Source organism: Pseudochrobactrum mosebachae (assembly GCF_048914685.1).
Classification (GTDB): domain Bacteria; phylum Pseudomonadota; class Alphaproteobacteria; order Rhizobiales; family Rhizobiaceae; genus Pseudochrobactrum.
This window is the reverse complement of sequence record NZ_CP128408.1, coordinates 1,461,258-1,485,362: the sequence shown is the minus strand read 5'-3', so window position 1 is coordinate 1,485,362 and position 24,105 is coordinate 1,461,258. Positions and strand designations below refer to the sequence as shown.

The 24,105-nt window shown below is 49.9% G+C and carries 25 protein-coding genes and 1 pseudogene; 12 read left to right on the top strand and 14 right to left on the bottom strand.

The genetic code is table 11. The features are described 5' to 3' along the window. Positions 1-17 precede the first annotated feature (17 nt). Positions 18-740: a L,D-transpeptidase gene (locus MP213Fo_RS06755; protein ID WP_421090861.1), complete on the top strand. Its 723-nt coding sequence runs from the start codon at positions 18-20 to the stop codon at positions 738-740. Positions 741-960: 220 nt separating this feature from the next. On the opposite strand, the gene MP213Fo_RS06750 is transcribed toward MP213Fo_RS06755, so the two are convergent. From MP213Fo_RS06750 to MP213Fo_RS06735, 4 genes are all read right to left on the bottom strand, one after another. Then, a complete protein-coding gene (locus MP213Fo_RS06750) occupies positions 961-1,155 on the bottom strand; it encodes a hypothetical protein (RefSeq protein ID WP_421090860.1) in 195 nt (64 codons plus the stop codon). A gap of 118 nt (positions 1,156-1,273) precedes the next feature. Next, entirely contained in the window at positions 1,274-1,780 is a 507-nt protein-coding gene (locus MP213Fo_RS06745; RefSeq protein ID WP_421090859.1) for a hypothetical protein, read from the bottom strand. A 484-nt stretch (positions 1,781-2,264) separates the two neighbouring features. Continuing rightward, a complete protein-coding gene (locus MP213Fo_RS06740; protein ID WP_421090858.1) occupies positions 2,265-3,278 on the bottom strand; it encodes a DUF1775 domain-containing protein in 1,014 nt (337 codons plus the stop codon). Positions 3,279-3,360: 82 nt separating this feature from the next. Next, positions 3,361-3,792 carry a hypothetical protein gene (locus tag MP213Fo_RS06735; protein WP_421090857.1) on the bottom strand — a complete coding sequence of 144 codons (432 nt, stop codon included), beginning with the start codon at positions 3,790-3,792 and terminating at the stop codon, positions 3,361-3,363. A gap of 326 nt (positions 3,793-4,118) precedes the next feature. Here MP213Fo_RS06735 and MP213Fo_RS06730 point away from each other — a divergent pair, with 326 nt between their 5' ends. Next, positions 4,119-5,303, top strand: a complete 1,185-nt coding sequence (locus MP213Fo_RS06730; protein ID WP_421090856.1) for an Mrp/NBP35 family ATP-binding protein — start codon at positions 4,119-4,121, stop codon at positions 5,301-5,303. A gap of 77 nt (positions 5,304-5,380) precedes the next feature. On the opposite strand, the gene MP213Fo_RS06725 is transcribed toward MP213Fo_RS06730, so the two are convergent. Continuing rightward, positions 5,381-7,012, bottom strand: a complete 1,632-nt coding sequence (locus MP213Fo_RS06725) for an alpha-D-glucose phosphate-specific phosphoglucomutase (RefSeq protein ID WP_421090855.1) — start codon at positions 7,010-7,012, stop codon at positions 5,381-5,383. Positions 7,013-7,185: 173 nt separating this feature from the next. Beyond that, positions 7,186-8,421, bottom strand: a complete 1,236-nt coding sequence (locus MP213Fo_RS06720; RefSeq protein WP_421090854.1) for an ROK family transcriptional regulator — start codon at positions 8,419-8,421, stop codon at positions 7,186-7,188. A 388-nt stretch (positions 8,422-8,809) separates the two neighbouring features. Here MP213Fo_RS06720 and MP213Fo_RS06715 point away from each other — a divergent pair, with 388 nt between their 5' ends. The 8 genes and pseudogenes from MP213Fo_RS06715 (at position 8,810) to trhA (ending at position 15,558) form a co-directional block, all read left to right on the top strand. Then, positions 8,810-9,832 carry a substrate-binding domain-containing protein gene (locus tag MP213Fo_RS06715; RefSeq protein ID WP_421090853.1) on the top strand — a complete coding sequence of 341 codons (1,023 nt, stop codon included), beginning with the start codon at positions 8,810-8,812 and terminating at the stop codon, positions 9,830-9,832. A gap of 113 nt (positions 9,833-9,945) precedes the next feature. Further along, positions 9,946-11,043, top strand: a complete 1,098-nt coding sequence (locus MP213Fo_RS06710) for an ABC transporter permease (protein ID WP_421090852.1) — start codon at positions 9,946-9,948, stop codon at positions 11,041-11,043. Continuing rightward, positions 11,040-11,828, top strand: a complete 789-nt coding sequence (locus tag MP213Fo_RS06705) for an ATP-binding cassette domain-containing protein (protein ID WP_421090851.1) — start codon at positions 11,040-11,042, stop codon at positions 11,826-11,828. The genes MP213Fo_RS06710 and MP213Fo_RS06705 overlap by 4 nt, the downstream gene beginning before the upstream one ends. Next, a complete protein-coding gene (locus MP213Fo_RS06700) occupies positions 11,828-12,472 on the top strand; it encodes a nucleoside triphosphate hydrolase (protein ID WP_421090850.1) in 645 nt (214 codons plus the stop codon). Before MP213Fo_RS06705 ends, MP213Fo_RS06700 begins: the two co-directional genes overlap by 1 nt. A gap of 57 nt (positions 12,473-12,529) precedes the next feature. Further along, positions 12,530-13,222 carry a fumarylacetoacetate hydrolase family protein gene (locus tag MP213Fo_RS06695; RefSeq protein ID WP_421090849.1) on the top strand — a complete coding sequence of 231 codons (693 nt, stop codon included), beginning with the start codon at positions 12,530-12,532 and terminating at the stop codon, positions 13,220-13,222. Positions 13,223-13,451: 229 nt separating this feature from the next. Continuing rightward, positions 13,452-13,640 carry a hypothetical protein gene (locus tag MP213Fo_RS06690; protein WP_421091050.1) on the top strand — a complete coding sequence of 63 codons (189 nt, stop codon included), beginning with the start codon at positions 13,452-13,454 and terminating at the stop codon, positions 13,638-13,640. Further along, positions 13,640-14,476: pseudogene (locus MP213Fo_RS06685) on the top strand (transglycosylase SLT domain-containing protein); the annotation flags it as partial. The gene MP213Fo_RS06690 and the pseudogene MP213Fo_RS06685, both read left to right, overlap by 1 nt. Before the next feature lie 422 nt (positions 14,477-14,898). Beyond that, entirely contained in the window at positions 14,899-15,558 is a 660-nt protein-coding gene (gene trhA, locus MP213Fo_RS06680; protein WP_421090848.1) for a PAQR family membrane homeostasis protein TrhA, read from the top strand. A 281-nt stretch (positions 15,559-15,839) separates the two neighbouring features. On the opposite strand, the gene MP213Fo_RS06675 is transcribed toward trhA, so the two are convergent. Next, positions 15,840-17,060, bottom strand: coding sequence for an argininosuccinate synthase (locus MP213Fo_RS06675; RefSeq protein WP_421090847.1), 1,221 nt, complete (start codon positions 17,058-17,060; stop codon positions 15,840-15,842). 223 nt (positions 17,061-17,283) lie between these two features. Between MP213Fo_RS06675 and MP213Fo_RS06670 the strand changes: the two genes are divergently transcribed. Further along, on the top strand, positions 17,284-17,943 hold the full coding sequence (locus tag MP213Fo_RS06670) for a LysE family translocator (RefSeq protein ID WP_421090846.1): 660 nt from the start codon (positions 17,284-17,286) through the stop codon (positions 17,941-17,943). Between the two features lie 121 nt (positions 17,944-18,064). Here MP213Fo_RS06670 and MP213Fo_RS06665 read toward each other — a convergent pair whose 3' ends face one another. The 5 genes from MP213Fo_RS06665 to MP213Fo_RS06645 form a co-directional block, all read right to left on the bottom strand. Next, a complete protein-coding gene (locus MP213Fo_RS06665; protein ID WP_421090845.1) occupies positions 18,065-18,532 on the bottom strand; it encodes a hypothetical protein in 468 nt (155 codons plus the stop codon). A 137-nt stretch (positions 18,533-18,669) separates the two neighbouring features. Further along, positions 18,670-19,908 (bottom strand): 23S rRNA (adenine(2503)-C(2))-methyltransferase RlmN, encoded by a 1,239-nt coding sequence (gene rlmN / locus MP213Fo_RS06660; RefSeq protein ID WP_421090844.1) that lies wholly within the window; start codon positions 19,906-19,908, stop codon positions 18,670-18,672. Between the two features lie 369 nt (positions 19,909-20,277). Further along, a complete protein-coding gene (locus MP213Fo_RS06655) occupies positions 20,278-20,781 on the bottom strand; it encodes an invasion associated locus B family protein (protein WP_421090843.1) in 504 nt (167 codons plus the stop codon). A gap of 284 nt (positions 20,782-21,065) precedes the next feature. Then, on the bottom strand, positions 21,066-21,458 hold the full coding sequence (locus MP213Fo_RS06650) for a YkvA family protein (RefSeq protein ID WP_421090842.1): 393 nt from the start codon (positions 21,456-21,458) through the stop codon (positions 21,066-21,068). An 83-nt stretch (positions 21,459-21,541) separates the two neighbouring features. Then, on the bottom strand, positions 21,542-21,847 hold the full coding sequence (locus MP213Fo_RS06645; RefSeq protein ID WP_421090841.1) for a 4a-hydroxytetrahydrobiopterin dehydratase: 306 nt from the start codon (positions 21,845-21,847) through the stop codon (positions 21,542-21,544). Between the two features lie 168 nt (positions 21,848-22,015). On the opposite strand from MP213Fo_RS06645, the gene MP213Fo_RS06640 reads away from it, so the two are divergent. Next, positions 22,016-22,507 (top strand): low molecular weight protein-tyrosine-phosphatase, encoded by a 492-nt coding sequence (locus MP213Fo_RS06640; protein WP_421090840.1) that lies wholly within the window; start codon positions 22,016-22,018, stop codon positions 22,505-22,507. On the opposite strand, the gene thpR is transcribed toward MP213Fo_RS06640, so the two are convergent. Together thpR and MP213Fo_RS06630 are read right to left on the bottom strand one after the other, a co-directional pair. Beyond that, positions 22,456-23,139, bottom strand: coding sequence for an RNA 2',3'-cyclic phosphodiesterase (gene thpR / locus MP213Fo_RS06635; RefSeq protein ID WP_421090839.1), 684 nt, complete (start codon positions 23,137-23,139; stop codon positions 22,456-22,458). The genes MP213Fo_RS06640 and thpR overlap by 52 nt on opposite strands. Before the next feature lie 300 nt (positions 23,140-23,439). Then, positions 23,440-24,105 (bottom strand): arylesterase, encoded by a 666-nt coding sequence (locus MP213Fo_RS06630; protein ID WP_421090838.1) that lies wholly within the window; start codon positions 24,103-24,105, stop codon positions 23,440-23,442.

Genomic DNA, 24,105 nt, shown 5'->3' with positions numbered 1-24,105 from the left:
TAAATAGCGGATGAAACATGGCAAAGCAGGGCGATAAACTGAACCGTCGATTTTTTCTGGCCGGTGCAGGAGCTTTTGGTCTGGCTGGTATAACCGGTTGTTCTCAGTCTCTGGATTTGTCAGCATTTCAGCCGAATATTGATTTGTCTTCTACGGGCAGTGTTTTACGACCGCAAATCAGCGTCGATAAAGGCGTGACCAGCAATGAGGTCATGTATGCGGCGGTGAGTGAGAATGGTTATTCGCTGCCGGCGATTCCTTATGAAAAAGTACCCAAACAGTTCCGCCGCCAGATCGTGCCGGATCCGACAGGTGAAGCACCGGGCACAATCGTTGTTCGGGTCAATGAGCGCTTTCTCTATCTGGTGCTGCCGGGTGGTGAGGCCATGCGCTATGGGATCGGTGTTGGCCGTGCTGGGTTTGAATGGTCAGGCCGTGCCAATGTGCAATATAAAAAACAGTGGCCGCGCTGGACACCACCTGCAGAAATGATCAAGCGCCAGCCGGAGCTTGAAAAATACCGCAACGGGCAGGAACCCGGGCCTTCCAACCCGCTAGGCGCCCGGGCGCTGTATATTTTCCGTGATGGTGTTGATACCGGTTATCGTATTCATGGCAATCCGGAATGGTGGTCAATCGGGCAGGCAATGTCTTCAGGCTGTGTACGTTTAATGAATCAGGATATTATGGATCTTTACGAGCGGGTGCAGGGTAAAGCGCCTATTCTAGTGCAGGCATAGCTAGAGCATTTCGTAGTCCAATGGAATCATTGGGCGGCCACGATAATGCGTAAAAACAATAACTCAGAGCGGATTACATGATCCAATTTAAACGTAAACCGCTCTATAATAGCTCAAACATAAAAGCCGCGCTAACCAGCGCGGCTTTTATGTCTTGGGAAGACAGTATTAAAATTATTTATCAAAGTGCGTATTTCAAAAAATTACATTATTCCGCATCTCAGCGAACAGAACTTTCTGTTGCGCTGTTTTGAGCAACCATCACCAGATGCGGAACATCTTTCACCATTTCTTCAGTCAGGCTGAGGAAGTGCGGCGGCTGCGGTTTCTGGATCGGGTTTGGTGCCACAAAGATGGCTGCGGTGAGCAAAAATGCTGCCATAATGCCTAAGCGCTTTTCAGTTCTTGCGTTCATGGTTTTGTCGTCCTGTCGGTTTTGCCCGCTGATCCGGAGCGCTTCGCTCGCAATCTCTCAGCTGAAATCATGGTAAAGTTATGGAGGCCGTTAAAGGCATCGAAATCGGATGCATAAATTAGTGAAATACATGCCGCCCCATTGGCGACAGAATTTGAGCCACAGCATAATGCGGTATTGGCAACAGCACCTGATCAAGCTCTGACATGGTCTGCGCATAGTCTTGCGCAGCCTGCTTAACCTGTTCAACACGGCTACCGGTAACCAGCGCATCAAGGCAGGCATCACGGGTGGTCTCGTCACCATTTTGCAGAGCCGATATTAGCCCCATCAGCAGGCACTCTTCACGGCAGATATGCATAGAACCGTAAGGAAAAGCTTTGAGCTGGCAAGTTGCACAAAAATGCAATGTGCGGATAAAATGCGACAATTCAGTTACTGCGCGCTTGGCTTTTGTAAGGCCAAGCTCTTCAGTATAGATTGTCCAGGCCATTTCCCACGGGATGACAGATCCGGTTTCAAAACCGCAAGTCCAGTGGCGATAGCCTTCAAGCACCAGTTTTTCAGCCTGACGCTCAAAATAATGGCTCGATGTTTCAAAAGGATTGCTGACAAACATATTCATGGTTTGCCCCCCGTTTGCAGGGCGCGGGCCAGAGATATGAAAATGCGTCGCGGCTGCGGGCGCAACCGTAAAACCGCTCGCGGGCGGTGCAGTTCGTGACCAAACATGGGTCCTCCAATAGAGCGGGTTCAAGGCCCAAACATCAAAGGTTAATTTTCATGTCAGCAGCACTAACGGGTAAGGATAAGCACTCTGACAAGATGAATATGCCGGTGAAAAAGGTCTGTTGTCAAACCCAAATTACAAGCATTATTTATAATTGTGTTCTGATTTCAATACGTTAGAATAATTCTAGACTATTTTACTCATGTTTAATTGGCTGAAATTTGGCTATCTATATGAATCCGTATATTTTTTTGGATTTGTAAGAAACCGGCCGGATTATAGGTTAATCCGGCCGGTTCCTAATTGCTGCGACCTCGCGCCTCAGGTGAAATCCTGCGATAACGTTAAAGGCGTGAGGGGCATTGTAACAAAGCGGTCATTAATGGTGGCTGTGGTCACCAGCAGCAGCATTGGCCGGATTCACGTGAAACGGTAAATCGACCTTGCCTGCTTTTTCAAACTCCAGCGTTACATCCACTGTTTCACCGGCTGTGAATGGTTTGGCCAAATCCATGAACATAATGTGGAAACCGCTTGGCGACAGTGTTACGGTTTTACCGGCAGGGATAACCAATGGTTCGCTGAGTTTGCGCATTTTCATGACATTGCCTTCCATCGACATTTCATGAATTTCGACTTTTTTTGCAGCATCACTGCTGCCACCAATCAGACGGTCATCTTCTTTGCCATTATTGGTAATGCTAATGTAACCGCCGGCGACCCGTGCATTCGGAATCGTTGCAACACTATGCGCCTGTTTGAGTGACAATTCACCGATCGTCACCGGATGTGCTGTATCACCAGTGGCATGGTCGCCGTGAGCACTATGATCACCATGTCCGGCATGTTCGCCGTGCTCCGAGGCTGGTGCACCAGCAGCGCTGACGACTAATTGCGGCGCAGGGCTTTTCAGATCGTGCGGGTTCTGACCTTCGGCAGCAATATCGGTCCAGTTTTCAGTTTTGCCGTTTTCACAGGTCTGGATTGTCGGAAATGACAAGGTAGTTTCCTTGTCGAAAGGCGCAAGCCTGCCAACAACCACAAATTCATCATAGAAGTCGCCCGGCAGTTTGCCACCTTTCCAGATAATTTCTGTTACGCCGTTTTTCACGTCTTTACCATGCACTTTATAGCTGTGTGCATAATCGGACTTTACGGTTTCAATGTCCCAGCCGGCTTTCAGCTGTGGTTGTGCGGCAATGAAGCCTTCCGGAATTTTAACATTGATCTGGCTAGTCGCTGCACCTTCGCAACCGTGCGGAATTTTGAGAACCGCTTTATAGGCACTGCCAGCTGCGGCCTGTGCAGTTTCAAGCGAAACATGTGCTTGTGCCAGACCAGCGCTACCGATGAGCAGGGCGGAAACACAAAGAGGGGTAATGAACGTTTTCATAGAAAAATATCCTTGCAGAATTAAGCGCAAAATTGCGCAACTGATCAGCTCTGCAGCACCTTAGTGGTGTGCAAATTATCCATCAGGCAAGGGCAGGTGGTGCTTGCGGTGGCGCAGAAGGCGGATAGAGCGTTGAGCGCGGCACTTCAGGGGCTGTGCGTTTGACAGCGGAGCTATGATCACGGCTGACAACGGGCCCGCCGGTTGGGGGCGGGGTGTTGAGCGCAAAGCTTGATGAAATGCGACAGGCTTCACAATCCACCATCATCGCATGGTTTTTGTGATGGCTGTCTGTGGCCGCACTGTTTTCAGAAACACAGATTGAAACAATGCTGCCATCCGGCATAGTTTCATAACGGATAAATACCGGCTCAGTGGCTGTGCCGCTTTTGGTGGTCATTTGCAGCAATGGCGCACTGACATCAACGGGTTTATGCGCAAAAGACAGTAAAACAAGCGCCAATACGCAGAAGCTGCGTATTAAAATCTGCTTGATTTTCCGCTTATGAACCATCGTTCTGGTAGTGTCCGTTATTATCTGTGTGATTTCTACATTGTGACCGGAAAGAAAGAAAGAGCTATTGCAGAATTGGTATTATAACCATGTTGGCTGTATCGGGATTAAAGTGATGATGCCTCATGATGTCACAGAGCTTTGCGCGTAAAGCATTTAAGATAACTTTCTCTTATGCGTAAAATGCTCTAAGCATAGCACTGAAAACTTCTCCGCCTTTCGGATAAGGCTATGTTTGAAAATATAAAACACTCGACATAACAGGCCGCTAACGGGTGACTGTTATGCCGGCAATGATGAAGATTTTATTTTACGGGGTGTGAGGCATGTCGCAAATCACGCAAGAGGCGGTTTTAGCGCAATTGAAACAGGTTACGGGGCCTGATTTCGAAGGCGATATTGTCAGCCTCGGACTGGTTTCAGATATTTTTATTGCTGATAATAAAGTATTCTTTTCAATCACTGTGCCGGCCGATCGGGCGCAGGCGATGGAACCGCTGCGTTTGCGCGCCGAAAAGCTGGTGAAGGATATTCCGGGTGTTGCCGGTGCACTGGTGACCTTAACCGCAGAGCGTAAAGGCGGACGCACCAGTGATGATGCGCCGCAACATCGCCGCCCGACGTCGACACCTGCACAAGCCCCTCAGGCGCCACGTCCTGCGGCCCCTCAGGCGCATAGTCCTGCACATACCCCACAAGTACAGGTTAAGCCCGGTATTCCCGGTGTTAAAAAGATTATTGCTGTTGCCTCAGGTAAAGGCGGGGTCGGTAAATCCACGACTTCGGTCAATATTGCTCTGGGGTTGCAGGCGCTTGGTCTTAAGGTCGGTATTCTGGATGCTGATGTTTATGGCCCTTCCATGCCGCGTTTGCTGGGCATTACCGGCAGACCTGAAACCACCAATGGCCGCATCATGAAGCCGATGAACAATTACGGCATCAAAGTTATGTCAATGGGTTTTCTGGTTGAAGAAGAAACCCCGATGATCTGGCGCGGCCCGATGGTGATGTCGGCGCTCACACAGATGATGCGTGAAGTGGAATGGGGGGATCTGGATGTGATGGTGGTTGATATGCCGCCGGGCACCGGCGATACCCAGCTGACCATGGCGCAGCAAGTACCGCTTGCTGGTGCGGTTATTGTTTCAACACCGCAGGATCTGGCACTGATCGATGCCCGCAAAGGGCTGCATATGTTTGCCAAGGTCAATGTACCGCTGCTCGGCATTGTTGAAAATATGAGCTATTTCATCGCGCCTGATACCGGCAACCGTTATGATATTTTTGGTCATGGCGGAGCGCGGCGTGAGGCTGAGCGGCTGAATGTGCCATTCCTCGGCGAAGTGCCGCTGCATATGGAAATCCGCGAAATGTCTGATGCCGGCATGCCTGTCACAGTTAAAGATCCGTCCGGTGCGCATGCGCTGGTCTATCGCGATATTGCAGCCAAAATCTGGAGCCAGATTGAGGGCGACAGTGGGCGGGTTGCACCTAAAATCGTGTTTGAATAATTACTCTGTATGTTCAAATTCAAAAACCCCGCTCTCATGCATGAGAGCGGGGTTTTTTATTGAAAGAGCTCAAGCGCTCAGGTGATCACACTTGGCTTGTCGCGTCCGGTAAAATGGCTGATCTGTGTGAGTTCCGCGGCCGCAGCAATGAGGGGTGCAAGAGAGGCCTGCGTTTCTAGATCATGCTTGTTGGCATCGGCTTCATAGCGCTCAAGATAAATACGGATGGTCGCACCGGCAGTGCCGGTTCCGGATAAGCGTACCACCAGACGGGAGCCGCCCTCAAACAAGATGCGGATACCCTGATGCTTGCTGACAGAGTGATCGACCGGATCGTGATAGGCAAAATCATCGGCAGCCTCAATCCGCATGTTTTGAAGATCTGTACCTTTTAGTGCCGGCAATCGGGCACGCAGCGCATCAATCAGCGCATTGGCACCCTCATTGGCCACTTCTTCATAATCATGGCGTGAATAATAATTGCGGCCATAGCTCTGCCAATGCTCATGCATAATGGTTTGAACGGATTGTTTGCGCACTGCCAGAATATTCAGCCAGAGGAGAACAGCCCATAAACCGTCTTTTTCACGAATATGATCAGAGCCGGTGCCCGCACTTTCTTCACCGCAAATCGTGATCAGGCCGGTATCAAGCAAATTGCCGAAAAATTTCCAGCCGGTCGGGGTTTCATGCAGGCCGATATTGAGCTTTTCTGCCACGCGGTCGGCAGCACAGCTGGTTGGCATCGAGCGGGCTATGCCTGCAATACCTTGTTTATAAGCCGGAGCCAGATGCGCATTGGCTGCCAGCACAGCAAGAGAATCAGACGGGGCAATATAAATGCCTTTTCCGATAATCAGATTGCGGTCGCCATCGCCATCAGAGGCGGCACCAAAATCCGGTGCATTGGCCGACATCAGTTCTTCATAAAGCGTATCCGCATAAACAATATTGGGATCCGGATGATGCCCGCCAAAATCCTCCAGTGGCACAGCATTAAAAACACTGCCGGCTTTGGCACCAAGGCGTTTTTCAAAAATCTCTGTTGCATAAGGGCCCGTCACTGCATGCATGGCATCAAAGCGCATGGTAAAGCCCGATTGCAGCAGGCTGCGAATGGCCGCAAAATCAAACAGGCTTTCCATCAAAGCCGCATAATCTTTGACCGGATCGATAATTTCAACCGTACAGCTGCCGATTTGATGGCTGGCGATCGTATCAATATCAATGTCGGCGCAATCGGCAATCTTGTAGCTGGTTATGATTTGAGAGCGTGCAAACATCGCCTCAGTCAGCTTTTCCGGTGCGGGGCCACCATTGCTGATATTGAATTTAATTCCAAAATCGCCTTGCGGACCTCCGGCATTATGGCTTGCAGATAAAATAATGCCGCCAAATGCTTTATATTGCCGGATCAGGTTGGATGCGGCAGGTGTTGAGGTAATGCCGCCCTGACCAACAAGAATTTTGCCGAAACCGTTAGCGGCGGCAATTTTAATAACACTTTGAATGACCGTGCGGTTGAGAAAGCGACCGTCACCGCCCAGCACCAGAGTCTTGCCCTGATAATCCTCAAGACTGTCAAAAATCGACTGGATAAAATTTTCAGCATAATGGGCTTGCTGAAACACCGTCACTTTTTTGCGCAGGCCAGAAGTGCCCGGTTTTTGATCGGGATAAGGCGTAGTGCTGATGGTTGTAATACTCATGGTCTGACTGTGTCCTGACGATTAAGACGGGCTTAAAGAGATAAATGCAGTGGCAGCGAACCGGTTCCGCTTTGATGGCAGATATTAAAGGCAAAGCTATGAAGCGAGAGTAAACTCGTGCAGCATTCATACTGCGCAAGTCTTGCTTGGCGTTCAAGTTTGTTAAGCTGCCTTTATTGTATGTGTTTGAAAAGAACATTCTGATCAAACAGATACCGGCTGAAGATTGGCAGCCGTGCTGCGCCCAGTGCTTTGGCATGCATACCCACCCTGCCCTCAACTATGGCAGGCGGAATAATCCCTTGCAAATTCAGTAATGCAACTTCATCGCGGGTGGCCGCAACAATTTTGGCACGCAGGCTTTGCGGCATCCAGCCGTCAATAATAGCTGCCGGAAAATCGATGACACAAGCGGCTGATGAAATAGCATGGGCTAAACTGCGCGCTGTCAGCAGGATCCAGTCGTCGAGTACAGGGCTGAAAATATCCCAGCCTTCAGGGGCAGCCCAGAGCGGGCTGGTATCGGTGCCATGTTGCTGCAGGCTACGCTCAAGAATAAACAGTGATGCAGTGTCGATCAGCTGGGCGGGGCGCAATTGCGCTGATGATGCGGGAATGGTGTTGCCCATTGGCATTGAGCCCAGCGCACCGGCATTGCCGCTACGCCCGGCATAAAGTGTATTGTTCAACACGACCCCGCCGCCGATAAAAGAACCGATGAAGAAATACACATAATCAGCATAATCTGTGCCAGTGCCAAAAGTGAGCTCGGCGCCGCAGGCGGCCGTGGCATCATTTTGAATGAAAACCGGAAAGGGCAGCTGCTGCCGCAAAGTTTGGCTGACATCAATTGTCTGCCATGCCTGCATATCTGCGGCTGGCGCACCAACCTCTTCGACCCAGTTCCACAGCTCGAACGGCATGGCAATGCCAAGGCCTGCAATGCGGTTTTGCTGAGAAGGCGAGAGCTGGGCGGTAAATTGAGCAATGCCATTGCGCGTGAATTGCAAAATATCATCCGGCACCGGCCAGCGATAGGTCTGGTGCAGGCTGGCGCGGATAGTGCCTAAAAAATCAACCAGCACCAGTTCGGCACTGCGGCGGCCAACTTTCAGACCAAAAGCAAATACCCCGTCCGGGTTAAGCAGCATTGGCTGGCTTGGCTGGCCGACACGGCCGCGCTGCTTTTCACCGCTCAGCAATAAACCGTCCTGCTCAAGATTGCGGATAATAACCGATATGGTTTGTGCTGAAAGACCTGTGGTTCTTGCAATATCTGCGCGCGGCATCGCGCCGTGACGGCGTACAACAGACAGGATCAACCGCTCATTATAGGCGCGCACACCCGTCTGGTCTGAACCACGACTGATGATTTCAACATCAAGGGGCGCGCTTTGCGGATAGTGCATGTATGATCCTGTTAGGAGCGGTTCGGTTAAAGTATTGGAATAGTTTAATTATCTTTGAAGTAAAGCTTTGGTTTGTTGGATTTGCGGACTTTTATAGGTCTTAGCCAGTGATGCTGCCATTAATAATCTGGGGCTTTATCGCTGGCACGATAGGATAAGACTGGCACAGCGAATTAATAAATCAAGTGGATTTATTAATTGACAGGTCGGAAAAGCCGTGGTTCCATGCGTCCGGTTGGAGTATTTTTCTGGGAGCAATAAATTTCTCATCGGCTGCAGTCGCAAGGCGGCGCTCGGGTTGAAGAGATTTATAGGGTGCAGATTTGCCGGATTTATGAATTTACCACTTTGCCGGCTTTACCGATTTAAATGACTCTGGGAGGAGTTCATGAAAAAAACTATTCTTACCTCTGCTTTTGCCTTGCTGGCATTGGGCGCTGCAAGTGTGAGTGTGCAGGCTGCTGATGTCACCGCATGTGTGATTACCAAAACTGATACCAATCCGTTTTTTGTGAAGATCAAAGAAGGTGCGGTGGCCAAATCGAAAGAGCTGGGCATCAATCTTAAAGCCTTTGCCGGCAAGATTGACGGCGACACTGAAAGCCAGATCGCAGCGGTTGAAACCTGTATTGCAGATGGTGCAAAGGGTATCCTCATCACCGCTTCAGACACCAAAGGCATTGTGCCGGTACTGAAACAGGCACGTGATGCCGGTATGCTGGTCATCGCGCTTGATACACCGCTAGAGCCTGCGGATGCCGCTGACGCCACATTTGCCACCGACAATTTTCTTGCCGGTGAGCTGGTTGGCAAATGGGCAGCTGGTCGTCTGGGCGATAAAGCCAAGGATGCTAAAGTTGCTTTTCTCAATCTGACCGCTATGCAGCCAAGTGTTGATGTGCTGCGCGATCAGGGCTTTGCGACTGGTTTTGGCATTGATCCTAAGAACAAGGATGTGCTGGGTGATGAAGATGATCCGCGTATTGCCGGTCGCGATCTGACCGATGGCAATGAAGAAGGTGGCCGCCGCGCCATGGAAAACCTGCTTCAAAAAGAGCCGAATATCAATGTTGTGCACACCATTAACGAGCCTGCTGCTGCCGGTGCTTATGAAGCACTTAAAGCCGTCGGCCGTGAAAAAGAAGTGCTGCTGGTTTCCATCGACGGCGGCTGCCCCGGAGTTAAAAACGTAGCTGATGGTGTGATTGGCGCCACTGCACAGCAATATCCGATGGCAATGGCGACTTTGGGCATTGAGGCGATTAAAAAATTCGCTGACACTGGCGAAAAGCCAAAGCCGACCGATGGTAAAACCTTTGTCGATACCGGTGTGATGCTGGTAACCGATCAGCCGGTTGAAGGTGTGCCGTCGATTGACACCAAAGAAGGTCTGGCAAAGTGCTGGGGTTAACCTGTAATCCCTGTAATTAACGCACCAAATGCCTGAAACATAAACCGGCGTGTTCTGCTTATTTTGATCATGCCGGTTCCTTTTCCGCAAACTGTCGTAAACCGGAAATCTTCATGACTGAAACATTGAGAACGCCGCAGGCTGATACCAGACAGACACCGCAGGAGTTTGAAAAAGCACTTGCGAACAGTGCGTCCGGTGTTGCCAGTTTTGATATGGAAGAGCGCAATCTTTTATACAGGCTGCGCACGACCCTTCATCAAAATCCCGCGGCGGTACCCTTAATTGTGCTGATCATGTCACTGGCAATTTTTGCGGTGCTGGTCGGATCTAAATTCTTTTCAGCTTTTGCTCTGACATTGATTTTACAGCAAGTCGCTATTACCGGCATTATTGCTTCAGCGCAGACACTGGTTATCCTCACCGCAGGTATCGATCTGTCGGTCGGGGCGATTATGGTGCTTTCCTCTGTGGTGATGGGACAGTTTACATTCCGCTATGGTCTGCCGCCTGAACTGTCGATTATATGCGGCTTTGCGGTTGGAGCCCTGTGTGGTTTCTTCAATGGCTGGTTCATAGCCTACTGGAAATTGCCACCGTTCATTGTCACGCTTGGTATGTGGCAGATCGTGCTTGCTACTAATTTTCTATATTCTGCCAATGAGACGATCAGGGCACAGGAGATCAGTGAAAAAGCACCGATCCTGCAATTCTTTGGCAATAATATCCGCTTTGGCGGTGCGGTTTTCACCTATGGTGTGATCGCTATGGTGCTGCTGGTGTTGTTGCTGTGGTATGTGCTCAACCATACGGCTTGGGGGCGCCATGTCTATGCGATTGGTGATGATCCGGAGGCTGCACAGCTTTCCGGTGTGCGCGTTAAACCGGTGCTGATGTCGGTCTATATTATTGCCGGTCTGATCTGTGCACTGGCTGGCTGGGCCATGATTGGTCGTCTGGGCTCGGTTTCTCCAACTTCCGGCCAGTTTGCAAATATTGAATCAATTACTGCGGTGGTGATCGGCGGTATCTCGCTGTTTGGCGGACGCGGCTCAATTCTTGGTACCTTATTCGGTGCGCTTATTGTTGGGGTGTTTTCGCTGGGGCTGAGGCTGTGGGGCACTGATCCGCAATGGACATATTTGCTGATTGGTGTGCTGATTATTGTGGCTGTCGCCATCGACCAGTGGATCAGAAAGGCTGCGGCATGAGAGATTTGGTTCAGCCGGTATTGTCGGCAAAAGGACTTGTTAAACGCTATGGCCGCGTGACAGCGCTGGATCATGCCGATTTTGATCTTTATCCGGGTGAAGTGCTGGCGGTTATCGGTGATAATGGCGCGGGAAAATCCTCCCTGATCAAGGCGTTGTCGGGGGCTATTCAGCCTGATGAGGGCGAAATTTTTCTCGACGGTAAACCGATTACTTTCCGCTCGCCGATTGCTGCGCGCACAGCAGGTATTGAGACCGTGTATCAGAATCTGGCATTATCGCCTGCACTGTCGATTGCCAATAATATGTTTCTCGGGCGTGAATTGCGCAAAGAAGGTATTTTAGGCAGCGTGTTCCGCCAGCTTGATCATAAGAAAATGGAACAGGTCGCCCGTGATAAGCTTTCAGAACTTGGGCTGATGACAATTCAGAATATTTCACAATCGGTGGAAACTCTGTCCGGTGGTCAAAGGCAGGGTGTGGCCGTGGCGCGCGCAGCAGCGTTCGGTTCCAAAGTAATTATTATGGACGAGCCGACCGCAGCTCTGGGGGTTAAAGAATCGCGCCGTGTGCTTGACCTCATTCAAGAGGTCAAATCACGCGGGATGCCGATTGTGTTGATTTCTCATAATATGCCGCATGTGTTTGAGGTGGCCGATCGGGTGCATGTGCACCGGCTGGGTAAAAGGCTTGCGGTAATTAATCCGGCGCAATGCTCGATGTCTGATGCGGTGGCATTGATGACCGGCGCGCTTACACCAACCGATGCAATGCTGGCGGCCTGATGACACAGTCACGATTTATCAGCCGCGATGCGCTGGTCGCTGAAATACTGCTGCGTGCAGCATCAACACCACGGCTGATCGTGGCGATTGCTGGCGCACCGGCTGCCGGAAAATCCACATTGGCAGAACAATTATGCGGGCAGATAAATGCCGGATTTGATCATCAGCCACCGGCTATTGTGGTGCCGATGGATGGTTTTCATTATGACAATATGATTTTGGATGCCCGTGGTGACAGGCTCCGCAAAGGCGCACCGCATACATTTGATATTGATGGTTTCACCGCCTTGCTGGCGCGTTTGAAAGCGGCTGATCAGGATGTGACAATACCGGTTTTTGACCGCGCTATGGATTTGGCGCGTGCAGGAGCAGCCATGGTGACATTGCAACACCGTATCTTGCTGGTGGAGGGCAATTATCTCTTGCTCAATCAACCGGCATGGCGATGTTTGCCGGATTATTTTGATCTGAGCGTGTTTTTGCAGGTGCCTGAAGAGATATTGCAACAACGACTTATCCGCCGCTGGCTTGATCACGGTGCGGATTATGAGGCTGCCAAAGCGCGTGCCTTGGCTAATGATATCCCCAATGCGCAAGTCGTCATACAGTGCTCTCAACCGGCTGACTTTATCTTGCAGGATTGAAACTTTCCTGTAGGCTTATCCTTAACTTTCTTAAATAGTTAAAGATGAGAGACATTGATGCCTGATACACTGCTCTTCCCTGCTCACGCGCCGGTGACACTACCGATAGAGGGAAGTGACAAGCATTTTCCGGTTCATCGTATATATTGTGTAGGGCGTAATTACGCGGATCATGCGCGTGAAATGGGGCATGATCCCGATCGTGAGCCGCCATTTTTCTTTCAGAAGAATCCGGACAATCTGGTGAGCGGAAACGGCCATTTTCCTTATCCGCCTTTGTCCAATGATGTGCATCATGAAATCGAGCTGGTGGTGGCGCTGCAAAAAGGTGGAAAAAACATTCCCGCGGCACAGGCCAATGAGTATATTTTTGGCTATGCTGTTGGCCTTGATATGACCCGCCGCGATATGCAGGCACAGGCCAAAAAACAGGGCAGGCCATGGGAAACCGCCAAGGCTTTCGAGCATTCTGCACCCTGTTCAGCATTGGTGCCGGCAAGCCGGACCGGGCATCCGCAAAAGGGGGCTATCTGGCTGAAGGTAAATGGTAAAACCGTGCAGCAAGGCGATATTGACCAGCTTATCTGGTCGGTGCCGGAAACGATTGCAGTGCTCTCAACATTATATGAATTGCAGGCGGGAGATTTGATTTTCACTGGCACGCCTGCCGGTGTTGGCGCAGTTGCGCGCGGTGATATTTTAGAAGGTGGTGTTGACGCTATCGGACATCTGACAACAAAAGTTGTCTGATCCGTGAGCTGAATTTGCATTTTACCGCTGGTCGGGCAGGCGGAAACCCTGTAAATATTATCTCTACCATAAGGCAAAGCCACAATCTTAGGGCTTTGTGACGATTTTTATTACATGCGCAAAGCACGATCTATGGCCGGTCTTTAGCGGTCTGTATGTGTGTTTTGCTCTATACGTTGGTCAGGGATTATCTCTTATGGCCAACGCAGATAACAAAAAGGGTCGCCCGATGGCATTCGAAGAGATCAAGGCAGAAATTGCTTTGCTATTTGAGCAGATGGTCAATCAGCCTGAAGATACCCATGAGCTGGCAGAAACTATCCGTGAAAAGCTCAATGCGATGCGTGCCAGCGGTCTGCCGGTGCCGGATGATCTGGTTGAGCTTGAAGAGCGTATCAACAGCGATTTAGGTGTCTGATGCGGTTGTTCTGGCTAACCACATCTTCAATTCCGGCACTGCGTATTGTTGTTTTAGCGGGTGGCGCATTTGCGCTTACTGCCTGTACAACAATGGATGATCCCAAAGTTACTGCTAAAGATCTTGCACCGCAAAGCGAGATGAGTGCGCAGGCTGATGCTGCTAAAACCGTTGCAGGCACGCCTGCAACCAAAGCTGCAGATGCGGCCGATCCGGCACAAATGCAGGTTCTGGCCTTAGCGGCAACCGATGCCGCTGATCCGGTTTTACCGTCAGCAGTACCGTTGCCAATGTTTCGCCAAGCTGCCACTGAGGCATTGATTGCCAGCGCAACCCCGTCTTTGCCGGCTGGCGACCACAATATGCCGGGCGAAGTAAAATATACTGGTGTTACAAAATCCGGCACAGCCAATCACCTCGTTGAGGCGCGCGCAGAAATTGCAGCCAACAGTAAACCGCAATTGCATAATCTGATTGGTCAATATGCTGCCGCCTATCAGGTGCCGGAGCGTTTGGTTCACCGTGTTGTCCAGCGCGAGAGCCGTTATAATCCTGCGGCCCGTAACGGGCCTTATTTCGGTTTGATGCAGATTAGCCATGCCACGGCTCGCGGTATGGGCTATCAGGGCAGCCCGCAAGGCTTGCTCAATGCCAATACCAATCTGCGCTATGCGGTTAAATATCTGGCGGGCGCCTATAAGGTGGCAGGCGGTAATGAAACGCAGGCCGTGAGATTCTACGCACGCGGCTATTATTATGATGCCAAGCGTAAAGGTCTGCTTGAAGAAACGGGGCTGCGTAAAGGCCCGAATTCTGTGCAAACAGCATTTATTGAAGCCAAACCGGCAAATGCTGCGGCCACGGCTTCATCAGCAGTGCTTACTAATACGGTTGATGTTGCTTCACAGACTGACCCGATGACAACGCAATCGGTTAAAAAATCAGTCACAAATACTGGCAAGCTGTCGCGTGTTCAGCAAAGACGCGCTGATATTTCACAGCGTTAAAATCGTTTGTTTTTCAAGCCGCTTGTGACCGGAACCGGTGCAGGCGGCTTTTTATTATCTTGTTATGCAAAGCGGAATTGCCAAATATCGCAGTCCATAGATATATTTGAGCGCGCGCTAAGGTTTTCTCTGATGCAATTCCGTCGTTTTCTCGTCATGAATTTATAATCATTGTGCTGCATACTCTGTCTGGCAGTAAAACTTATAATAACCAGATCTCACGCTCAATCTATTTAAGCAGGCGGTCAGATATGAATACTATTTTAGAAAGAGCTGAAGCCTCGGTTGTCCGTATGTATGACAAGGCCGAATTATGGGCTGATGGTATTGTGCATGTGGTTGGCGTCACGCTGGCAGTCGGCGGTGCGGTGGCCATTCTCTGGTATTTTGCCGGGCAGACCTCACCAGCACTTTATATTGCCACACTGGTTTATGTGCTCAGTCTTGTGGCGGCACTGAGTATTTCTGCAGTCTATAATATCTGGCCGGTTTCACCCGTGAAGCAGTTTTTACGCCGCTTTGATCATTCCATGATTTATGTGCTGATTGCCGGTACATATACGCCGTTTATTATGAAAATGGGTGAGGGAGCAGGCTGGCATCTAGCGCTGGTCTGGCTGATAGCATTGTGCGGTATTACCCTGAAACTTATGTTGCCGGGTCGTTTTGACCGGCTGGCTATCCTGCTCTATCTGGCGCTCGGCTGGAGTGGTGTGCTGATTTATGATCAGCTCTTGCAGTTTCTCTCAGCGCCTGTGGTTATGCTGATCACCGCAGGCGGCATCATTTATTCGCTCGGGGTTATTTTTCATGTCTGGGAGCGGCTGCGCTTTCAAAATGCTATCTGGCACGGCTTTGTGGTCACAGGTGCAGCGCTGCATTATGGCGCGGTGTTTATTGCAGTGAACTGATACAAGCTAAAGCATATCACTATCAAATTGAATCAACTTGATAGGTTTGACAATGCGAAAAAGCTAAAATCTAGAGCGAGCGCTGCGATCCAACCTGAACGTTTCCCGCTCTAGAGCAGTTTCAGGAAAAGTGGGAACCGGTCTTGCTGCCTCAAAGAAAAGTAAAAACGCTCTAAATTAAAAAACAGCCGGATTGCTCCGGCTGTTTTGGTTTATTGCAAGCATATAATCAGCCGCAGTTGCGGACTGATTTACTTAGCCGCGGTTGCGGGCTGGGTAATTTAGCCGCGGTTGCGGGCCGCCAAAGTGCGCAAACGCAACGCATTGAGCTTGATGAAGCCCGCTGCATCTTTCTGATCATACGCGCCATGGTCATCTTCAAATGTCACCAGCTTGTCTGAATACAGCGATTTATCGCTTTCACGGCCGGTAACAATCACATTGCCCTTATAGAGCTTGAGGGTCACTTCACCTTCAACATGCTGCTGGCTGAGATCGATTGCTGCCTGCAACATTTCGCGCTCCGGTGAGTACCAGAAACCGTAATAGATCAGCTCTGCATAACGTGGCATCAGCTCGTCTTTAAGATGTGCTGCACCGCGGTCAAGCGTAATGCTTTCAATTGCGCGGTGGGCGCTGAGCAAGATCGTGCCGCCTGGTGTTTCATAAACACCACGGGATTTCATGCCAACGAAGCGGTTTTCAACGAGGTCGAGACGGCCAATGCCATTGTCACGGCCATAATCATTGAGGGCTGCGAGCAAGGTGGCCGGCGACATGCGCACGCCATTGATCGAAACCGCATCACCGCGCTCAAAGCCGATTTTGATGATGGTTGGTTTGTCTGGTGCAGCTTCCGGCGAGATGGTGCGCATATGCACATATTCAGGAGCTTCAACAGCCGGATCTTCGAGCACTTTACCTTCTGATGAAGAATGCAGCAGATTGGCATCAACCGAGAACGGGGCTTCGCCCATCTTGTCTTTTGCAACCGGAATCTGATGCTGTTCAGCAAAATCGAGCAGATCTGTACGGCTTTTGAAAGTCCAGTCACGCCAAGGCGCGATAATTTTAATGTCAGGGTTCAGAGCATAGGCTGAAAGCTCAAAACGAACCTGATCATTGCCTTTACCGGTGGCGCCATGCGCAATCGCATCTGCGCCGGTCTTTTTGGCAATGTCGATCAAATGCTTGGAGATCAGCGGGCGCGCAATCGATGTACCAAGCAGATATACGCCTTCATAAACGGCATTGGCACGGAACATCGGGAAAACGAAATCGCGGACGAATTCTTCGCGTACGTCTTCAACAAAAATTTCTTTAATGCCGAGCATTTCAGCTTTTTTGCGTGCCGGTTCCAGCTCTTCACCTTGACCAAGATCAGCGGTAAAGGTGACAACTTCAGCACCGAGCTCGGTCTGCAGCCACTTGAGAATGATTGAAGTATCGAGACCGCCGGAATAAGCGAGCACGACTTTCTTAACGTCTTTCCAATTGTTCATTTTATGTGTCCAGTACGGCGCCGCTACGGCTGATGAGATGGTTGCCGCATTACAGCGGTTTATTATTCTATCTCGTCTTTTATCATCTGGGCGACGTGAAGCAAGACATCTTGATCAATGAGCTTGCCGGTTTATGAATATTTACATGAAAACCGCAATAGTAGTTCGCAAACCATTATTTCTGCGTTAGCTTGGCAAAACTCACCTGCTTCGGGGCATCTCCATGTCATTCATAAATTCTTTGACCTTTATTCCAGACTGGCCGGTAATGGTGCAGTTTGCGATCGCGACATTTATTTTGTCGATCACTCCGGGCCCTGATATGACATTGTTTGTCGGCCGCTCCTTATCTGAAGGGCGCGCAGCCGGTTTTGCCTGTATGGCAGGCGCATCCAGTGGCATTGTTGTACATGCAACCATGGTGGCAATCGGCCTGTCGGCATTGATCATTGCCTCGCCAAGTGCGTTTTGGGTGCTAAAAGTGGTTGGTGCCGGATATCTGGTGTTTCTGGCTTTTCAGGCCATTCGTAAAGGCTCCGCCTTTTCGCCTGAAGAGAGCAGCGGCAAACAGCACACATTGTTTCAAAACTGGGCAACAGGCTTAGGCATTAACTTGCTCAATCCTAAGATCATATTGTTCAATATGACGTTTCTGCCGCAATTTGTTTCTGCGCATGATCCGCATGCATCAGGTAAATTGTTTTTTCTCGGCCTGTCTTTTATCCCCCTATCCTTGCCGGTGGTTGTGCCGATGATTCTGGCTGCGGATAAATTTGCAGGGCTATTGAAAAAGAACCCGACAGTCACACGTTGGGTCGATTATGTTTTTGCGGGTGTATTTTCAGTCTTTGCTTTAAAAATTTTGCTGGCGGATGGCAAGTAAACAGCAAAGCTAGAGCATTTCACTATCAAATTGAATCAACTTGATAGTGAAGGACGATAACTTAAGAATCTCAAGCGAGCGTTGCGATCCAAACTGAGCGTTACCCGCTCTGGTCGGCTTATCAGGCTTCCGGCATCTTGTTTTGATATGTAATATTTGTCCAGCGTCCGGCAACCAGCCAGTAAACAAAGCCGCCGGTAATGCCGGCAGCGGCCATGCTCATCAGCACGATGGTTTCATCGCTATTCTCCATGCCGGTCTGATAGCCGGCTATGCAGAGCACAATGCCGATTGCCAAACCGCACAGGCTGTAAAACAGGCTGTCACGCTTGTTGAAATATTCACCGGCAATAATCATTACCAGTGCCGGCCAGAAGGCGAAATAACCGATAATCAGCCCCATAAACGGGCTTGAAACCAACAGGCTTGGCCAAAATCCGGAATTATAACCATTGTTGACAGGATCAGGCAAAATGCCGAAGGCTGCTAAAATCAGCGCATTCAGCATAAAACCTGCTGCCAGAATAGCGAGCCCGTAACCAATCGTAATAACCGCAAAACGACCCAACAGGCTCAGGCTGCTATTCATGTGACCTCTGATGCGTTAATACGCTCTAGAGCATTTCGTAGTCCAATGGCATCATTGGGTGGCCACGATAATGCGTAAAAACAATAACTTAGAGCGGATTATATGATCCAATTTAAACGTAAACCGCTCTAGTAATTTTAATCTTCGCCGTGATTGGCAATCATCATCGCTTCAAATGCTAACCGGTCGGTTTTACGCATCCGCTCAGATTCTGATTTCAGCTGACCACAGGCAGCTAGAATATCGCGGCCACGCGGTGTACGGATTGGTGAAGCATAGCCGGCAGCATTCACATAATCGGCAAAACGTTCAATTTGCTCCCAATCCGAGCACTGGTAATTGGTGCCGGGCCATGGGTTGAACGGGATAAGGTTGATTTTGGCCGGAATGCCCTTCAAGAGCTGTACCAGCTTTTTGGCGTCATCCAGACTGTCATTCACATCTTTGAGCATCACATACTCAAAGGTAATTCGCTTGGCATTGGATAGACCCGGATAATCACGGCAGGCCTTGATCAGCTCTTCCAGCGGATATTTCTTGTTGATCGGCACCAGCATATCACGCAGATCATCACGCACAGCATGGAGTGAAATGGCTAGCATAACGCCGATTTCCTCACCAGTGCGATAAATTTCCGGTACAACTCCGGATGTTGAAAGCGTGATGCGGCGCTTGGAAAGCGACAAGCCATCACCATCAGAGGCAATCAGCAATGCTTTTTTTACATTTTCAAAATTATAGAGCGGCTCGCCCATACCCATCATCACAATATTCGTGATTTTGCGGCCTTCGGCAGGCACTGCCACACCATCAGGCGTATTAGCATCAGGAAAATCGCCCAGCATGTCACGGGCTGTGAGCAATTGTGACAGGATTTCTTCTGCTGTCAGATTGCGCACCAGTTTTTGTGTGCCGGTATGGCAGAACGAACAAGTGAGTGTGCAGCCAACCTGAGAGGAAACGCATAAAGTACCGCGGCCTTCTTCAGGAATATAAACACATTCAATTTCAACCGGACGCCCGGCACCGCGTGGCGGAAAGCGGAACAGCCATTTGCGGGTGCCATCGGTGGAGATTTGCTCTTCCACAACTTCGGGGCGCGCAATCGTGTAATCTTTGGTCAATGCAGTGCGCAGGTCTTTGGAGATATTTGCCATATCGGCAAAATCTGAAACGCCGCGCACATAGAGCCAGTTCCAAATCTGCGCAACACGCATTTTGACCTGTTTTGCAGGTATGCCGATTTCGGTCAGAACCTCACCGATTTCCTCACGGGAAAGTCCGATCAGGGTCGGCTTTGGCGCCAGCATTGCGCGGGCATTTGCTGCCAGAGCATCGCGGGTTTGAGGCGTGGTAAGGTCATATGAAATAGACATCTGGTATAATAGCTCACAATTGCATGGCCGTATCAGCAGGACAACATTTCTGCGTTGAGCTTGCTGATGGACGGCACTGTTGCATGATTTACGGGGGGCTGTTCTGAGATTAAATCCGCAAGAATGCCCTGAAGTGCGGCCTCATAGCATGGAAATGGCGCTGCGTCACGCTTTTATCAAGATGCAGCCTATGAGGAGAAGGCTATAAACCTGGTCTGTACCGGTGGATATAATAAAAAAGCCGGACATATGTCCGGCTTTTTAAATGTCTTATATGGGCTTACCAACCCGCTTTAGCGGTGTTTAAGCTAGCCTGCTTTAACGGCATTTCTGACCAACCCGCTTTAGCAGTGTTTAAGCTAGCCTGCTTTAACGGCATTTCTGAATTGCAGCCAATGCAGCAGAGATGCCTTTGAGCGAATAGGTATAAGTGGTTTTTGTACCACGCTTTGATGCGGCATTCACAACCATATCTGCACCGCTACGCATAGCAGCAATCAGTTTGGGTTCTTCCGCAGTATGTTCCATCCAGCCGGATTTACCATTGGTAAACATGGTGAAGCGTGCATTGCCAATTGTTACCAGCACCTTAGTATTGGCCTGTAACTCATAGCCTGCCATAAATTGCGGTTCGAATGAAACATTCTGGCCTGGCTTCTGGCTGACGAGGAAAAAATTATCCCCGTGGTCTACAGTTGTGGGTTGCTTCTGGGTCGGAACAGACAGGACATAGCACACCTTACCGTTGCCCGACTGATAGCTGTAAGCGCCCCAGGCGTTGAACTGGCTGATCTGGCTCGGGGACTGGGCAAGTGCACTACCTGCCATCCCAATCATGAACACAGAAGCCGCGACGATCGATTTTCCAAGCATAGGTCCTACCGGTTCTCTTTCGTTTGCTTCAGACTCAAAATTCGGGATTCACGCTCGTTAAAGCACGTCCCGTTTGGTGTCTTAATTTGACTTGATCGGGGTTACCAAACCGTGAAGTTTTTCACGAAATGAGCGGTTTTCCTGCGAAATACGCAAGTTTTCTCATCTGGCAACCTGTCTCGGAGACTTCAGCATCAGGAAAAAGGCGATAATTTGTCCGGTAGGGGTTTGATTCCATATTCTTGAAAATATGGCTTAATATACAAGGGGTATGGGGAAGCCGCTCAGATTTTGCTGGCGGTTTCTTCAGTTTCCTGCTGTAGCGATTTTTGTGCAGCAGCATAATGGGCGGGTGTAACATGGCTGCGCACGGCAGCAAAAGCAGCCATGAAAACGGCCATATCATCGGTAAATCCGATGCCGACCAGAAGATCCGGAACAATGTCAAACGGCAGCACGAAATAGGCCAGTGCTGCCAACAGGGTTGCCCGTACACGGCGCGGTGTTTTAGGGTCCAGTGCGCAATAATAAGAGGCGACAAGCTCTTGCGTGAATGGCACGCGTCCTGCCGCCTTTTTCATAGTTTTCCAGAAGTTATTACGGACACGACGCGCACGGCTGGTCTGTTCGCGCTCCGAGCCCGGCTGCAAAATTTCACCAATCTTCACATCATCCATAGCAATTCCTTTCACAGCAACAGATGGTGCATGCGTTTCATTTTACAAGAGATAGTACTGCATCATAGAGCGTAAAATACAGCTCACACGGCTTGGCTTCTTGCGTAATCATTGATCAGTCCAGCCATTGTAACGTCCAGTTTTGTGAGACCTTTGGCTGAATGTGTCGTGAGCATAATCTCAACTTTATTATACACATTTGACCATTCCGGGTGATGGTCAAGCTTTTCAGCAGCCATTGCAATGCGTGTCATGAAAGCGAAAGCCGCATTGAAATCAGCAAATTTAAAACTATGTCGGATTGATGTTGCATCATCGGAGAGTTCCCAGCCTGTTAATGCAGAAAGTGCTTTCTTAATTTCATCTGGTGAGAGCGGGGTGCGCGCCATAATCGTCTCCTTATTGCATCATCTGCTTATAATACCTGCTATAGCGAAACAGATATATCTTGTGTTCTTTTATCTTTCAGGCCAAGTCAAATTTGATCAAGTTAAGTTTGAAATTGCGCCTTTATAAATAGCCGGGTCATCTGAAATATTGAATACCAGAGGATTTTTATGCCGCAGCCATTTTCTATATTATTCATTTGTCTTGGCAATATTTGTCGCTCTCCCCTTGCCGAGGGTGTGATGCGCGCGGTGTTGCTGGAGCGTTTTCCGGATCGTGAATTTGTGATCGATTCCGCCGGTACGAATGGTTATCACACTGGCGAGGCGCCGGATGACCGGGCGATAGAGGTGGCCGCTCGCCATGGCGAGGATATTTCAGTGCAAGGCTGCCGTCAGTTGGTGACGGATGATTTTTACCGTTTCAATTTGATTTTAGGGATGGACCAGAACAATCTGATGACCATTAACCGGCATGCTCCGAGCGATGCATCGGCAGTAACGGGGCTGTTTACAGCGGTGGCGCGTGACGGCTTGCTGGGATCGGCATCTGATCGGGGGGCTGAAATCCCCGATCCTTATTATGGTGGTACGGCAGAGTTTGATATGGCCTACCGGATGGTGCGGGATGCAGCTGAGGCTCTTGCCGAAAAACTAACATGACTATCGGCACTTGCCGAAAAACCAGTATAATCATCGGCTCTAGCCGAAAGGTTTGGCGGAGCATCAATATTAGCCGCAACCTCGGTATTGTGCAGCGGCCAGATCTCCTCTGTCACATAAGGCCCGCCACCGGTGGATTCTTTTGATGACATCAGCACAAAGCGCGATACGGTAAAGGGTATTGTGGTGAAATTACCCCTCTCGGAGAGATAGCGGGCAAGCTGAATATCCGGCAGGTTTTTTAACCGTGCCAAAGTGACATGCGGCGTGAACTTGCGCGGATCAGCAGGCAGACGCAGCCTTTGGCAAATCCGCTCCATTTCTGCCTGCAATGCGGATAGCTCCGCTGATGGGGCAACGCCGGCATAAATACTATGTGGTTTTTTGCTGCCAAACACATTAACGCCGGACAAGCGTAGCGTGAAGCTTTGACGGTCGATACGATCGAAAGCGTGCACGATCTCGTCAGCCACATGGCCTTCAACATCGCCGATAAACCGTAAAGTGATGTGATACTTTTCCGGATCAATCCAGCGGACGGAACCTTTGGGGCCGATAAGCCCGCCCCGTAATAAAGACAATGACAGGGCCGCATCGCGGGAGATTTCAAGAGCAGTGAAAAGGCGCGGCATGGCATCCTCCTCAATAGGAATGGTCTCAAAATGTGAAACTGCAAAGCCAGTACCATTGATTTGCGGTCTGCCTTGCAGCAGTCATAGAACCTGTTCAATCAAACCGGCTCTATACTTTATGTTAGCGAACCACTGATCTGCACATCGCACAAGTGCTTTGTTGCTCAAACCGCCAGAGTTTAACATCTTGTATAAAATTTGCCGGTTTTTACCAAATCATGTGTTTCACAACTATGGAATACCATACTGATTGTGTCAGCAAGATGAATCCGATTTTGTGCTCTGTCTGTGAAAGCGGGTTCAGTTCAGGTCAATTGATTCCTGATCGAGCATGGATTTAACCATTGGTAAAATACCGGTCACAATTGTTTTCACACCTTCAGGATTAGGGTGCATACCATCATCGAGCAGCAGGGTTTTATCTGCGGCCACCCCTTCAAGAAAGAACGGGTAGAGTTTAAGCTCGTATTTATCAGCGAGTTTTTGATAGAGCGGATTAAATTTTGCCGCATAGTCTGCGCCCATATTCGGAGGTGCAACCATGCCTGCCAGCAGTACCGGAATGCCACGTTCTTTCAGCCGCGCCAGCATTTGATCAAGATTGTTTTCACTAAGCTCGGGTGCAATACCGCGCAACGCATCATTGGCGCCGAGTTCCAGAATTACCAGTTGCGTTTCATCGGGCACCGACCAGTCAAGCCGTGCCAGTCCGCCGCTGGTGGTGTCGCCCGATACACCCGCATTGGCAACTGTTGCTTTATAGCCGGCGGCATTGAGCGCTGTTTGCAATTGCGCAGTAAAGCCATCCTGTTGTGCCAGCTGGTAGCCGGCCATCAGGCTGTCGCCAAAGCCGACAATCTGCACAGCATTATCATTTGTCGCTTGCGCCTGCACATTTTGCAGGGCGGGCGATAATACACTCAGCATAAAAATCGTGCTGATAAGACGAAAAAGACGCACAGACAT